Origin of the sequence: Lysinibacillus sp. YS11, from assembly GCF_002896375.1 — a bacterium.
Lineage (GTDB): Bacteria > Bacillota > Bacilli > Bacillales_A > Planococcaceae > Lysinibacillus > Lysinibacillus capsici.
On sequence record NZ_CP026007.1, the window covers coordinates 3,820,871 to 3,834,528 of the forward strand.

The window sequence follows — 13,658 nt, forward strand, 5'->3', positions numbered from 1 at the left end:
AAGGTGAACAATAGGGATTATGATGTTAACAAATTTAATCACAAAAAATATAACGACGGAGACACACTAGTCGCAAGAAAATCCAAAGAGAGCTGATGGTTGGTGCAAATCAGTGATTTCTACGATAATAGTTCCACTCCTGAATAGATAGGCTGAACAACTTAAAAGTATGCTTATCCGTCTCATGCACGTTACGCATATAGCTAAGACTGCCAGAATAAATTTTCCAGCAGTGATTAAGGGTGGTACCGCGAACCAAAGTTTATACAGCCTTTCGCCCCTTACAACACACTAACTGTGTTTGTAAGGCGTGGAAGGCTTTTTATATTGTCTTCGATTTAGAAAGGAGATTGTTTGTATGCTGTAAGATGTTCGAATTTTACAAATTTCAGACTATCGTAGATAAAGCCATAGCCAATAATGATAAAAAAGGAGCTAATTATAATGACTACTGCAACAAAAACAAGAACTATTAACGTATTTATCGCTGATCCACTAAGTGAGGATGGTATTTTCCCATTACGCCAGGAACAAGATTTAGATTTAAACATTATTGTAGACACAGGTTTAGCACCAGAAGAATTAATCGCTAAAATTGCTGATGTAGATGTATTACTTGTTCGTTCTCAAACAACGGTAACACGTGAAGTAATTGAAGCAGCAAAAAGCTTAAAATTAATTGGTCGTGCTGGTGTTGGTGTCGATAATATTGATCTTGCTGCTGCTACAGAACACGGCATTATCGTGGTAAACGCACCAGATGGTAATACTAACTCAGCTGCCGAACATACAATTGCGATGATGACTTCACTTGCCCGTCATATTCCACAAGCTTTTAATACATTAAAAAATGGCAAATGGGATCGCAAATCTTTTGTTGGCGTGGAGCTAAAAAATAAAACTTTAGGCGTTGTAGGTTTTGGTCGAATTGGTGTTGAAGTAGCTTATCGTGCTAAGGGTCAACGTATGAATGTTATGGCATACGATCCTTTCCTAACAGATGAACGTGCCAAAGAATTAGGTGTAACAAAAGCAACGGTTGAAGAAATCTGTGTAGCTGCAGATTTCATTACAGTTCATACACCACTTTTACCTGAAACTCGCAACCTTATTAATAAAGATAAATTTGCGATGATGAAAGATGGCGTACGTATTATTAACTGTGCACGTGGCGGTATCATCAATGAAGACGATTTATATGATGCAATCGTAGCAGGTAAAGTGGCTGGAGCAGCTCTTGATGTATTTGTTTCTGAACCAGCAACAGATCATAAGCTACTGACTTTACCACAAGTTATCGCAACTCCTCACTTAGGAGCATCTACAATCGAGGCACAGGAATCTGTAGCGGTTGACGTATCAAATGACATCATTAAATTTTACAAAACAGGTACTGTAACAAATCCAGTAAACATGCCATCTATACCTAAAGAGCTTCTTGCACAAGTTGAGCCATTCTTTGAATTAGCTGAAAAACTTGGTTCATTCCTATCACAAGTGACAACAGAGCCAGTCAAAGAAATCAACCTATCTTATGCTGGAGAAGTAGCAAACTATGATGTTCGTCCATTAACTTCAAATGCATTAAAAGGTTTACTGTCTAAAAATCACGGTAATCATGTCAATGATGTGAATGCTCGTTACTTATCTGAACGTATTGGTATGAAAATTAATGAGCACAAAACAACAACAGCAAAAGGCTTTACTAGCTTAATTACTATTGAAATTATTACTGCTAACGAAACACATACTGTAGCGGGTACACTATTAAACGGTTTAGGTGCACGTATTGTAAAAGTAGAGGACTATGTTGTAGATGTCATTCCACAAGGTCACCTTCTTTACATTAAAAATACTGACAAACCAGGTGCAATTGGCCGTGTAGCAACAAAGCTTGCAGAAAAAGAAATCAATATTGCAACAATGCAGGTTGGTCGTGCACAGGTTGGTGGTACAGCGGTTATGATGTTAACGGTTGATAATGTTGTAACAGAAGAAGATTTAGTTTTTGTGGCACAGCTTGAAAACATTGATGAGGTAAAAGCCATTAACCTATAATTAATAATAGCAAGAAGCAGGGAGTCTCTACTCTCTGCTTTTTATTTTGGGAAAATGATACTTTTCTATGAGTTCTTCGTCATTAAAGAAAAGGAGGTGTTCAGCTTGAACATAGAAGAAATATTTTACTTACATAATCACACCATTTTTAAATACTTATATTACTTACTAAATGATGAAAAATTAGCGGAGGATTATACACAGGAAACCTTTGTCCGTTATTTGAACCATCACCAAACAATAAAAGAAGGAGCCGATCTAGCTTGGTTGCGGTGCACTGCACGCAACCTTGCCTATGATCATTATCGTCGGAAAAGGATTATTCAGTTTGTCCCTTTTTTACAACAGCATGAAGAACAAGCGTCACCTTCTCCTCATCAATGGCTGATGCAACGAGAAGATGCCAAGATACTGTATCTTGCAATTCGAAAACTAAAAATTACCTATCGTGATGTGATCATTCTGCGCAAAATAGAGGGGCTTTCCATCGAAGAAACCTGCGCTATTCTTGGCTGGAATGAGGGGAAAGTAAAAAACACATTAAAACGAGCACTCATCGCATTAAAAAAACAGTTAGGAGGTGAGATGGATGAAGAATGATAAGAAGACATGGCAACACTTAGATGATTTAATGTTATCTGATCAGCAGCAAAAAAAATTATTACGCAATATGACAGAGCTCTCAGTAATTAGTAAACAAACTACTGGAAATGGATGGAAAATCCCTTCTGTGTCAGTGCTATTTATAGTAGTTCTTTCTTTATTAATTTTAACTTTTGTTCAACGTCCGACTGATTCTCCTATGACAATGGATTCCTCCAAAGCCATCCAACGTGTCTACTTAAAGGAGAATCTGAACAAGGATACCTTTATAGCAAAGGATTCTTGCCTTTATGTTCCTCAGCAATGCTATGCTCATTCAAAGGCTATCACACAGCTACAACAGAATTGGGACAACGCTTCTCCTATAACAATATCCGCTAGTCAATGGAAAAGTGGTACTATCTATGATATTTTGATTCTCTATAATGACCGTACACAAGAGAAATGGAAGGTACTCAATAACAAGATTTTCTTCAATGTTGAAACCCAGCAAGCCTTTCTGATTGAAGAATCAATTGACTCTCTACGCTATTTTTATGATGAGAAGCGGTCGACGAAACTTATTTTAGGGAACATTTTCATCCTACTTATGCATTTCATCCTATGGATTGCTAAAAAAAGAATGCCTTATACAGAACGTCGCTTTTTCGCTGCGACAGTTGAGCATGCTATTGCCAATGCCATCATGCTCGTGTTGTTTGGAGGTATTTCATTTGGTATCTATCTTGTCCACCATACAATTCATGCAACAATTATTTATGGCCTTTTCTCACTCTACTCCTTTATGCAAATCTATTATCGTAAAAAGGCTGGTGAACCTAAGGGTTACTTAATTGCTAGCGCTCTTGTTCAGCTTTGTATAGCGATAGCTTTTACATGTTTATACCTTGGACTGAATGTCTATTTTTAATAAAAAAATGTACTGACTCCATGAAGGGTCAGTACATTTTTATACTATAGCTTATTTACAAGCTCCAACAACGCTGTCAAAGAATCCACCTCATAGGTAGGTGTCACAGCCCCGCTGGCGATATTGCTTTCACGATTAATCCATACATTGCGCATTCCCACACGAGATGATCCTAAAATATCAGTATTAAGATTGTCGCCAACCATAATTGCCTCGTCCGCTGTAATACCTGCTTTCTCCATCACATACTCAAAAATAGATGCGTCCGGCTTACCTTTACCAAAGTCACCTGAAATAATAATATGATCAAAATATGGGGCAATTTCTGGTGTGATTTCTAGCTTTAAATTTTGCAAACTTGGTGCGCCATTTGTAAGCAATACAAGCTGATATTTTCCTTTTAATTCATCTAACACTGCAAAAGTATCTTCGTATAAAAATGGCGCTACTTTACGCTCGGCTACAAAGCGCTCTCCTAGCTCCTCTCCAAACGCTGTATCTTCAATACCAAGAGCAGCTAACCCTTTTGTCCAAGCCGCTGCACGATAGCTAGGAACAATTTCCTTCATTTTTTGGAAGGAGTCTGTCGAGTCGTCAAACGTTCCCCAAAGTCCTTCAAATGGATTGATACCAATTAATACCGTATAATCATATGTTTCATAACCCTCATATAAAGCACGTGCCTCTCGGCGAACAGCTTCCTCTAGCTCAGTAGGATTCACATTATGTACTGTTGCTGCATAGTCACATGTTTTTTCAAATGCAGTTTTGACTGATTTTTTATCCCATAGTAGTGTATCATCTAAATCAAAAATAATTGTATTTATCGACATTTTTGTCCGCTCCTAGCTCCCGATTAATACTACTATTTTAGCATATTTTCAAAATATTTAGGATAACAATTTAAGTACAATTCCTGTATCTAAAAACAAGCTGTACGTCAAATCTTACAGCTTGTCATGTATTAATTATTTTTATTTCGTAAACGATTCATTAAACTCTGAAGGTCTGCTCTTTTTTGCTGTGTTTCTTCTTTTAAAATTTCAATATGGTAAATACCATCTTTTTCTTCTATCTGAACACGATCACCTACTTGCACAGGCTTGTTCATGGCTGACTGTGAAATAATGAGTTGTTCCTCTTCTGCTGGAAACTTTAAGAAAACCGCATAGCCATCTTCAATACGGTCCAATGTGTATTTACTCAAGCTCACTTACAAGTTCCCCTTTCTCATTCCGTAATTGCGCAGCATCTCCAGCATTTAACCAAATTTGTTTAGTTGTCCATTTCAAATAATTTTGCCCTTCCCGTGCATTGGTTCCACTAGTAATATAAATCGTTTTCCCTGGCTGTAAAGAAAGATTAGGGAAGTTATAAACTTGATGCCCTTCAATTGAAATAAGCTGCCAATCTTTTAAAGATACTGCGTGTTGTCCACTATTTTTAATTCCTACAATTTCAGTAACAAGATCCTTGCTAACGATTTCAATAGCTGTTGTCGGTTCTTCTTTAGATAGTATATTACCAGTTTCTACACTAGAAGTTTCCTTACCGTTCACCGTATAGTTTACCCCATCTGTGGACACCGTAATCGTTCCTAAATCCGCGGTGGCATATATTTTACTACCAATAGCCTGCAAACGGTCCACAATTTCTGCATGTGGATGTCCATACTTATTATCCTCTCCATAACTTAATATCGTGACCTCTGGTTTTACAGCCTGAATGAACTCCTCTGAGCTACTTGTGTTAGAGCCATGATGTCCAGCTTTTAAAACTGTTGCTTTCACATCATACTGCAACATTTCCTTTTCTAATGCCACTCCCGCATCTCCTGTCAATAAAAAAGAGACATTCCCATAAGTCATTTTTAAGACAATGGAGGCATCGTTATTGTCTGTAGCCTGATCATTGGCATTTAAAACTTTCACATTTACATCCTTATCAAATTCGATATCATCGCCGATTTTTGGCACATGATAAGGAATATTTTTTTCATCGATACGTGTCAGCATCTCTTCAAAGGTTTGCGATGTATGTACTTTTCCCGAATCATAAAATTGCTCAATCGTCATGTTATCTAATACAGGAATAAGCCCTCCAATATGATCAGCATCTGGGTGTGTTGCTACTACAATATCAAGCTTATCTATCCCAAGTTCTTTTAAATAAGAGACAATCTGTTGCCCTGCGCCCTTCACTCCCCCATCTATAAGCATCGTTTTACCACTTGGTGATTCGATCAGTATAGAATCCCCCTGTCCTACATCAATAAAATGAACCTGCATTTCATGACCAGCTGTTACAGGAATTTTCTCTGTCTTGACTGCCTCGGTACAGCCGGCTAATAAAAAAATACAAAGGAGTAATACTATTATTTTTTTCATCTACTAACTTCCTTTCTATTCTCCTATTATACAAAAAGAGAGCTAGCCATGGGCTGCTCTCCTTTTACTTTAAACAAATATCCACCATAAAATCATCGTAATAATAATAGTCACAAGCCCTTGGAGTAATGTGGCCACCGTTTGGGCTTTATAGGCTTGTGTTACTTCCATACCACTATACTGCGTAATCACCCAAAAGAAGCTATCATTCACATGGCTAACTGTCATTGCTCCTGCACCTATTGCCATCACCACTAATGCTAATGGTACCGCTCCATCAATCCCCAATGTCACAAGCATTGGGGCTACTAAAGTAGATGTAATCACAAGAGCTGTTGTGGAAGAACCTTGAGCCGTTTTCAACGCTGCTGCTACTATAAACGGCACAAGAAGGAATAATGTACCTGAGGCAAACATACCTAAATCCATTTCTTGAAGCATTTCTCCAACACCAGCATTTTTTATAACAGTTCCAAACGAACCACCAGCCCCTGTTATAAGTAAAATTGGTGCTGCTTCTTTTAGACTTTCGCCAATCCAACCTGTTAATGTCGTTTCATTGATTTCAGGTAATAATAAAAAGGCTGCTGCTACACCTAAAAATAAGGCCACTGTTGGAGAACCTAAGAATTTAAAGATGGTATTGAAAGTCGATTCCGTATCACCAACTAATGCTGCTATAGAACCCAAACCAATTAACACAATCGGCAGAACGATTGGTAAAAATGCTTTAAATGTTGAGGGCATTTTACCAAAGGATTTAATGACTTCCTCATAATCTAATGCCTCTACCTCATCTTCAGGAACGCGAATTTTTGTCGCCACTTTTACTGACCATAGATAACCTACGAATGTTGCTGGTATCGCGACTAGTAAACCAATGACAATGACTGTTCCTAAATAATCAGCTGCGCCAATATTTCCTGCTGCTGCAATAGGCCCTGGAGTTGGTGGTACTAATACATGCGTCGCAAATAAGCCAGTTGCTAAAGCTACTGCCATAGATGCAATCGTAACATTTGCTCGCTTTGCTAATGATTTTTGCAAGCTGGATAAAATAATAAAGCCAGAATCACAAAATACTGGTATGGATACGATATAGCCAATTAAAGACATCGCTAATTGTGGACGTTTAGGTCCTACAATTCTTAACACTACTTCTGCCATTCGATAAGCAGCACCTGATTTTTCTAATATTAAGCCTATAATAGTACCAGCAATAATGACTAAACCAATACTTGTCATTAAGCCTCCAAATCCAGTATTAATGCTTTCCACTACTGTCAATAATGGCATACCTGAAGCAATTCCAACGAAGAAAGCACTAATTAATAAAGCTAAAAACGGATGAAGCTTTAACTTAGCTGTTCCTAAGACAACAAATAATACCCCTATTAATATAATAATGAACAACATCTAGACATCCCCCTTTTGTAAGTAACGCTCTATCATTCTTTTAGTTTTTAACCGAATAAAGTGTGCAGGTTCTTGCATTGCCTGCTGCACATCAATCTCCTCATCTACCAATGACTCAACAACTGTAAAATACGCTTGTAATGCTGCATTTGCCTTGGTATCAATTCCTCCAGACAGCAGCATCGCCTCTACATTCGCTTGCTTTGCAGCTTTTGCTACACCTAATGGTGCCTTACCATGTAATGTTTGAAGATCAGATTTTCCTTCACCCGTTATCACTAACTGTGCTTCTGCTAAATGAGCCTGAAGTTGTACAGCGTCCAGCACAAGGTCAATTCCTGCATGGAAGGTTCCTTTTAAAAAAGCGATTAATGCGCCCCCCATTCCCCCAGCGGCTCCAGCACCTTTATAGTCATGTAATCGTATAGCAAATTGAGCTTCAACAATATCTGCAAAATGCTTTAAACAACGATCAAATTCAGCGACCTGGTGTTTTTGAACACCCTTTTGTGGACCAAAGATGGCAGTGGCTCCTCGTTCACCAATAAGCGGATTATCCACATCACAGGCAATCGTAAATGTGGATTCTGCTAATCTAGTGTCTAGTAGACTCATATCTATGACATCTAATTGCATAAGGTTAGAAACACCAGCCTCAAGTTCCACCCCTTCCGCTGATAATAACCGCACACCTAATGCTTGTAACATACCAGTACCCGCATCATTTGTAGCACTCCCACCAATGCCAATAATAAATTTTCTAAAACCTTGATCAAGTGCGGCTTTAATTAATTGTCCTGTGCCATAAGATGTAGCAAGTTCAGGATTTTTCTCACTTTCTTGTAACAGCATAATACCAGATGCTTGAGCCATCTCTATTACACAGGTTACTTGATCGCCCAGTACACCATATTGAGCCTGGATAGCTCTTCCCAATGGATCAAGCACAGTTGCTGAGCAATATCGACCATCTGTAGAGGCAATAAGTGAGTGCAGTGTACCTTCACCACCATCTGCCACTGGTAGTATAATTGTTTCAATTGAATGATCCACATCTAAGATTCCTTTTTGCATTGCCTTTGCTACTTCAACTGCTGACAGAGTACCCTTGTAGGAATCTGGACTAATGATAACTTTCATGTTATACCTCCACTTATGTCGTCCATTGACATTTACGTAAATTTTCATATCCCTAAGTTAAGCGCTTACAATTTATTATAATGACAATAAATTCAGAAAACATTATAATAGGTGTACAATTTATCTGTCATATAACAGGCTGTTTTTTATGCGAGGTGTATAAACATGTTGACAAAAAAGTTAGCAGAAGACATCGTCCATCAAACGATGTTGCGCTTGCGTCACAATATTAATGTTATCAGCCCAAGTGGAGTCATTTTAGCTTCTGGGGATAAAATGAGGGTGGAAAATATTCATGAAGGTGCACTATATGTAGCACAGACAAAAGAGACTCTAATTATAAATGAGGAAAATATAGCACTTTATCCAAACACAAAACCAGGCATCAATATGCCAATTATGTATCAAGATGAGGTTGTAGGTGTTATAGGTATTACAGGAGATTCAGACGATATGCTTGAAATTGCTAATCTCGTTCAACTCACAACAGAGATTATGGCCCATCAAGCGATTGTTGAATCTAAAAGCGAATGGCAACGAAAGAATAACGATTACATATTTGAAGCACTCGTTCATGGAAGTAAGCTAGACGGAACCTTAACTGAACGGATTCAGAAATTACCATTTGCTCTTTCGGGCCCTTTTCAGGTGATTTTAGTGAGCTTAAATGAAGCATCCTACGCAGAAAATACAATACCCTTCTTTTTTGAGGATCTATTTTACAAACAGCCTATTCTTGCTGGTCATAGCCAATTACAGGAATACTATATCCTACTAACAAATTGTATGGAGCAAAATTGCCGTCCTATTATAAAAGCACTGCGTAAGCAGAAGCAGAAACTTCCCTCCCTTCAAATTGGTGTAGGGCCTGTGGTTCAGCATTTATCTCAGCTTCCCTATAGCTACCAAGGTGCCGGAACAGCTCTAAAATTTGCTACAATCAATAATGAATTGACTTTTTTTGAAGATGTCGAGTTATATTCCCTTTTTAAACCTCGTGAATCGGAGGAGGTACAAGCATTTTACCGTCGTGTACTCAAAAATTTAGACGCTAAACAATTGGAAACATTACAATCGTTTTTTGATTGTAATTTACAGCTAAAGCATTGTGCTCAGCATTTGAATATTCATCGACATACACTTACTTATCGTTTAAATAAAATAAGGGAATTAACAGGCTATGATCCGCAATACTTTGAGGATGCTGTTCTGCTAAAAATGGCCTGTACATTACGAACACTACAAACAATGAAGGCAATCTGAACAGATCAGATTGCCTTCATCATTAAGCCTTATATAATTCATTTAAAAATTCTATTTTCTTCCCAATAGCCTCTTCAAAGGTCATGATATAGGCAGCAGGATCTTTCGGATTATGGAATTGTGTAATTCTCCCTGTTTCGGGATGAACAAATTTTGAGGATGCCCCACAGCCAATTCCTAAGATTGTCTGCACTTCTTCCATAATAACGATATTATAAATACTTTCTTCTCCCGCTTTACTATAGCCGACATTTTCTAAATTACCTAAAATATTTTTCTGACGATATAAATAGTATGGAACATAATCATTTTCTTTTGTCCAAATTTGTGCCATTGCCATCATTTCAGCTACCGTATCACGGTCGGCTACTTTGTATTTATCCTTATTACGCGTCATCTCTGAAGCACGTTTAAATGATAGCGTATGAACAGTTAAAGACTCTGGCTGCATTTTTGCCGATTCCTCTAATGAATGTTGGAATTCTTCAATCCCTTCATTCGGTAGCCCAATTATAAGATCCATATTGATATTGTTCATACCTGATTCTCTTGCAAGCCAAAACTTATCAATGGTTTCCTGGACTGTGTGATGACGACCAATTGCTTTTAATGTTTCATCAGTATAAGATTGTGGATTTACACTAATACGATCAATACCCCATTTTTTTAGCACTTCTAATTTTTCTGGTGTGATGGTATCAGGTCTTCCTGCTTCAACTGTCACCTCTCGAATTGTTTCAGGGTTAGGGAATGATTCATACATCGTTTGATATAAGGCATCCATTTCTTCGGCCTCAATTGAAGTCGGTGTACCACCACCCCAATAAATGGAGGTGATTTTCATATCATTGTCCTTCAGCCATTTACCCATTTCGCGCAATTCAATATGCAAGCCATCTAAAAAAGTCGTAACACGCCCTTGCTTACGATTACTACCAATCGCATAGGCTGGGAAAGTGCAATATGCACATTTGGTAGGGCAGAATGGAATACCAATATAAACACTGATTTCTTGTCCAATGGCATCAAGATCAGGAATGGTCACTAGTTGTCGGTCCACAATTTCCTTTAATAGTCCAACTTTTTCCTTTGATAAGCGGAAATCTCGAATTAATAGATCAGCAATTTCTTGCTCACTTTTACCTTCTTTTCTAAATTTATGATACAGCTTTGTTGGGCGTACACCTGTTAAAATCCCCCATTGCTGATGCACTCCAGTATGCTGTTCAAGAACATCTAAAAATACATGTGACAATGCACGTTTTATGCGAATATTTAGCTCACGATCTGTTGCTGGGGACTCATATTGAATACTGTACTCATTCGTGTATTGCTTACCATCTACAATCAAGTTTGCTTTTGTAGAAATGGAAAAATCTTTTCCAGTCTGATAGTCAAATGAAGCAGACATATCTGCTCCCATTAGTTCAACCTTCAGCTTGGAATCCTCAAAAAATAAATTCGCAATATGATTTAATACGCGAATCCAATCTTCAGGATATTTTTGATCTATATGAATAATTTTCATTTCGTTTCGCTCTCTTCTTTTATATATTGCAGATTTAAGTTTAACAAATTTCTATGACTATAAGCAAAATAACAATTAGAATCTATAAAATAACAGAATATTCTGTTTAAATATAGACAAACTATTTTTTTGTCATTATAATTTTCAGAAAAGGTGGTGTCGAGAATGTTTATTTTAAAAAATGACAATTATACATCTGTTTCGAGCTTTATTCATCAAGTAGAAGTAGCATTCCACCATTTTGATTTAGAGCGCTGTGACGAAAAAACATTATATGTCACGGTAAAACTTAAATACGGCACACATAAAGTACTTTGTGATTTTATTTATATTATTGATCAACAAGAAATCTATGGCGCTATTTCAATTAACAAGCATTATGAAAAGACAAGGGTATTTATTCAACAGCATTTTCAGCAATTTTTATTGTATTCAGATGAAATGGTATTAGCTAAAAACTTCATGAGTACAATATCCTTTAAACAATGTCTCCAACAATTCGCGAAAAAGTATCCAGCCTTTATTTCCTCAAAGAACCATTACGCTCTAGCAATGGCTGAGTAACCACAAATAAAAATAGTATGCCAAGCATTGTTGGCATACTATTTTCTTAATTATTTTAAATATTCATCCACAAATTCAACAGGTACATATGTCTTTGTATCTTTTAAGGTCGGTGCGACTGTTAGTGTACGTAATGCCTTATTATAGCCAAATGTTTTTTCACCGCGAGTAATTGTGTAAGACATATTCCCTTTTGAAAGGATTGCCCCCTTGCCTGTAGAATCCACTTTGAAGCCAAGCTTTTCAGCGATCACACGTAATGGCACCATTTTTGTACCAGCTACTTCATAAGAATCTGATGCGATAATATTATCAATTTCTTCATTTATTGGATTCTTAGTAGTTGAGGAATCATCGTCCAGTACAATTACTTTAGATGGTGTTGTTTGAGCTGGGATACTTTTAGTAGAGGCCGTATAGAAAACAATTAGATGCTTCTCTGCTAAATCTTTAGCGTCCACCTTTTCACCTTTTTCATTGAATAGCTCTGTTTCTTTCCCAATATTTAATTTTAAAATATCATACGTATTAGTTAAATCTTCAAAGAAATAATCCACTTCTACAAAACCAACTTCTTCTGTTTCAACGATGACAACCTCTGGATTTAATTGTGGTGGATAAATATATTTTTGCGGTTTGTTAGCAAAGGTATAAGCTAATACTTTATCACCCTTTTGTAGCTCCACTTTCTTCCCAGTATTGTCGAACACGAGAGTATCTTTAGTAATTTCTAATACATTTGTTTGCTCGCCTTCTTTTACTGTGTAATATGTAATATTTTCCCCAATACGAACATCTTCCACAGTACCACGAGTATCATTAAAAATGTGTACGGGATCAATTTGTATTTGTGGTACCTCCGCTTCTGTAGATTGCTGCTCATTTGCTGAAGCTACCGGTACAAGGGCACTTCCAAATAATAATGCAGACATAGCTGCAGGTGCTATTTTTTTCATGTTCATAAAATCTCTCCTTATTGTTTGGATTCATAGTAGTAGTAGTTTTAAAATGGAAAAAGTTTCAGTGCAAACCGAGGATTTTATGAGAAAGAGGTGGCAGTATCTACTGCCACCTCTTATTCCTATTCTTTAACAATCTCGCTCAAACCAGTAATATCGATGCCATTTAAAGCTTGAGTAGCAAGGCGATCTGCTTCCGAATTATCCTTACGTGAAACAAGCTGGTATTCGGCTTGAATGTGAAGTTGCTCCAGCTTAGCATCAATTTTATCTGCCCAGCTTGCTAGTTCTTTTTCCAATGCTGGCCATTCCCCATTCAGCTGATTGATGACCACTTGTGAATCTCCTATAATACGCACAGGCAAATGGTGGACATTTAAAAGTTCTAGCTCTACTAAGGCTAAATAAAGCGCTGCATACTCTGCCTCGTTATTTGATTTCAATTCAGACGAAAAGGCATTCCTTCTCAATCGTAAAGGTTTACCATTTTGTTCATAATAAATGGCGCAGCCTAGTCCTGCTTGCCTTGTCCCACGATCAAAACCTCCATCAAAATAGACCGTAATATTATGAGGCTCTGTATCAATTTCCTTTAAATATGCTTTTAGCTCTTTAAGTGACCAATTTGTATCTTGCCGATCAATACAATGTAGCGATTTTACCCTTCCCGTTCTTTCCATATCCTCTGCAAGTAAAAGTGCTTGAGCTGCAGGCATTTCAGCGGAACGTAAAACTGTTGTTGCTCCTTTTGGTGTTTTATAGGTCCATTCAATGATGACATGCATATTCATAACCTCCCATACTCTTTAACTGGTACATAAAGCAAAAAC

General features: G+C 37.4%; 13 protein-coding genes and 1 other annotated feature. Of the genes, 5 read left to right on the forward strand and 8 right to left on the reverse strand.

The window, feature by feature from the left end:
- Positions 1-43 precede the first annotated feature (43 nt).
- Positions 44-285: a binding site (T-box leader), on the forward strand.
- Positions 286-444: 159 nt separating this feature from the next.
- The 3 genes from serA to LBYS11_RS19190 all read left to right on the forward strand — a co-directional run bounded on the left by serA (position 445) and on the right by LBYS11_RS19190 (position 3,571).
- Positions 445-2,058 (forward strand): phosphoglycerate dehydrogenase, encoded by a 1,614-nt coding sequence (gene serA, locus LBYS11_RS19180; protein WP_016992109.1) that lies wholly within the window; start codon positions 445-447, stop codon positions 2,056-2,058.
- Between the two features lie 96 nt (positions 2,059-2,154).
- Positions 2,155-2,658 carry an RNA polymerase sigma factor gene (locus LBYS11_RS19185; protein ID WP_233732853.1) on the forward strand — a complete coding sequence of 168 codons (504 nt, stop codon included), beginning with the start codon at positions 2,155-2,157 and terminating at the stop codon, positions 2,656-2,658.
- Positions 2,648-3,571, forward strand: a complete 924-nt coding sequence (locus LBYS11_RS19190) for a hypothetical protein (protein WP_103118801.1) — start codon at positions 2,648-2,650, stop codon at positions 3,569-3,571. The genes LBYS11_RS19185 and LBYS11_RS19190 overlap by 11 nt, the downstream gene beginning before the upstream one ends.
- 44 nt (positions 3,572-3,615) lie before the next feature.
- Here LBYS11_RS19190 and LBYS11_RS19195 read toward each other — a convergent pair whose 3' ends face one another.
- From LBYS11_RS19195 to LBYS11_RS19215, 5 genes are all read right to left on the reverse strand, one after another.
- On the reverse strand, positions 3,616-4,404 hold the full coding sequence (locus tag LBYS11_RS19195; RefSeq protein WP_103118802.1) for an HAD family hydrolase: 789 nt from the start codon (positions 4,402-4,404) through the stop codon (positions 3,616-3,618).
- 131 nt (positions 4,405-4,535) lie between these two features.
- A complete protein-coding gene (locus tag LBYS11_RS19200; RefSeq protein ID WP_048391776.1) occupies positions 4,536-4,784 on the reverse strand; it encodes a DUF3006 domain-containing protein in 249 nt (82 codons plus the stop codon).
- Positions 4,771-5,958, reverse strand: a complete 1,188-nt coding sequence (locus LBYS11_RS19205) for an MBL fold metallo-hydrolase (protein WP_103118803.1) — start codon at positions 5,956-5,958, stop codon at positions 4,771-4,773. Before LBYS11_RS19205 ends, LBYS11_RS19200 begins: the two co-directional genes overlap by 14 nt.
- Before the next feature lie 69 nt (positions 5,959-6,027).
- Positions 6,028-7,374, reverse strand: a complete 1,347-nt coding sequence (locus LBYS11_RS19210; RefSeq protein WP_054548651.1) for a GntP family permease — start codon at positions 7,372-7,374, stop codon at positions 6,028-6,030.
- On the reverse strand, positions 7,375-8,514 hold the full coding sequence (locus LBYS11_RS19215) for a glycerate kinase (RefSeq protein ID WP_103118804.1): 1,140 nt from the start codon (positions 8,512-8,514) through the stop codon (positions 7,375-7,377). It lies immediately after the preceding gene.
- 165 nt (positions 8,515-8,679) lie between these two features.
- Here LBYS11_RS19215 and LBYS11_RS19220 point away from each other — a divergent pair, with 165 nt between their 5' ends.
- Positions 8,680-9,777: a CdaR family transcriptional regulator gene (locus tag LBYS11_RS19220; RefSeq protein WP_103118805.1), complete on the forward strand. Its 1,098-nt coding sequence runs from the start codon at positions 8,680-8,682 to the stop codon at positions 9,775-9,777.
- A 22-nt stretch (positions 9,778-9,799) separates the two neighbouring features.
- On the opposite strand, the gene LBYS11_RS19225 is transcribed toward LBYS11_RS19220, so the two are convergent.
- Positions 9,800-11,305: a coproporphyrinogen III oxidase gene (locus tag LBYS11_RS19225; RefSeq protein WP_103118806.1), complete on the reverse strand. Its 1,506-nt coding sequence runs from the start codon at positions 11,303-11,305 to the stop codon at positions 9,800-9,802.
- 165 nt (positions 11,306-11,470) lie between these two features.
- On the opposite strand from LBYS11_RS19225, the gene LBYS11_RS19230 reads away from it, so the two are divergent.
- Positions 11,471-11,869 (forward strand): hypothetical protein, encoded by a 399-nt coding sequence (locus tag LBYS11_RS19230; protein ID WP_103118807.1) that lies wholly within the window; start codon positions 11,471-11,473, stop codon positions 11,867-11,869.
- Between the two features lie 50 nt (positions 11,870-11,919).
- Here LBYS11_RS19230 and LBYS11_RS19235 read toward each other — a convergent pair whose 3' ends face one another.
- On the reverse strand, positions 11,920-12,831 hold the full coding sequence (locus tag LBYS11_RS19235) for a stalk domain-containing protein (RefSeq protein WP_103118808.1): 912 nt from the start codon (positions 12,829-12,831) through the stop codon (positions 11,920-11,922).
- 119 nt (positions 12,832-12,950) lie between these two features.
- Positions 12,951-13,613 (reverse strand): ribonuclease H family protein, encoded by a 663-nt coding sequence (locus tag LBYS11_RS19240; protein WP_054548656.1) that lies wholly within the window; start codon positions 13,611-13,613, stop codon positions 12,951-12,953.
- Positions 13,614-13,658 lie beyond the last annotated feature (45 nt).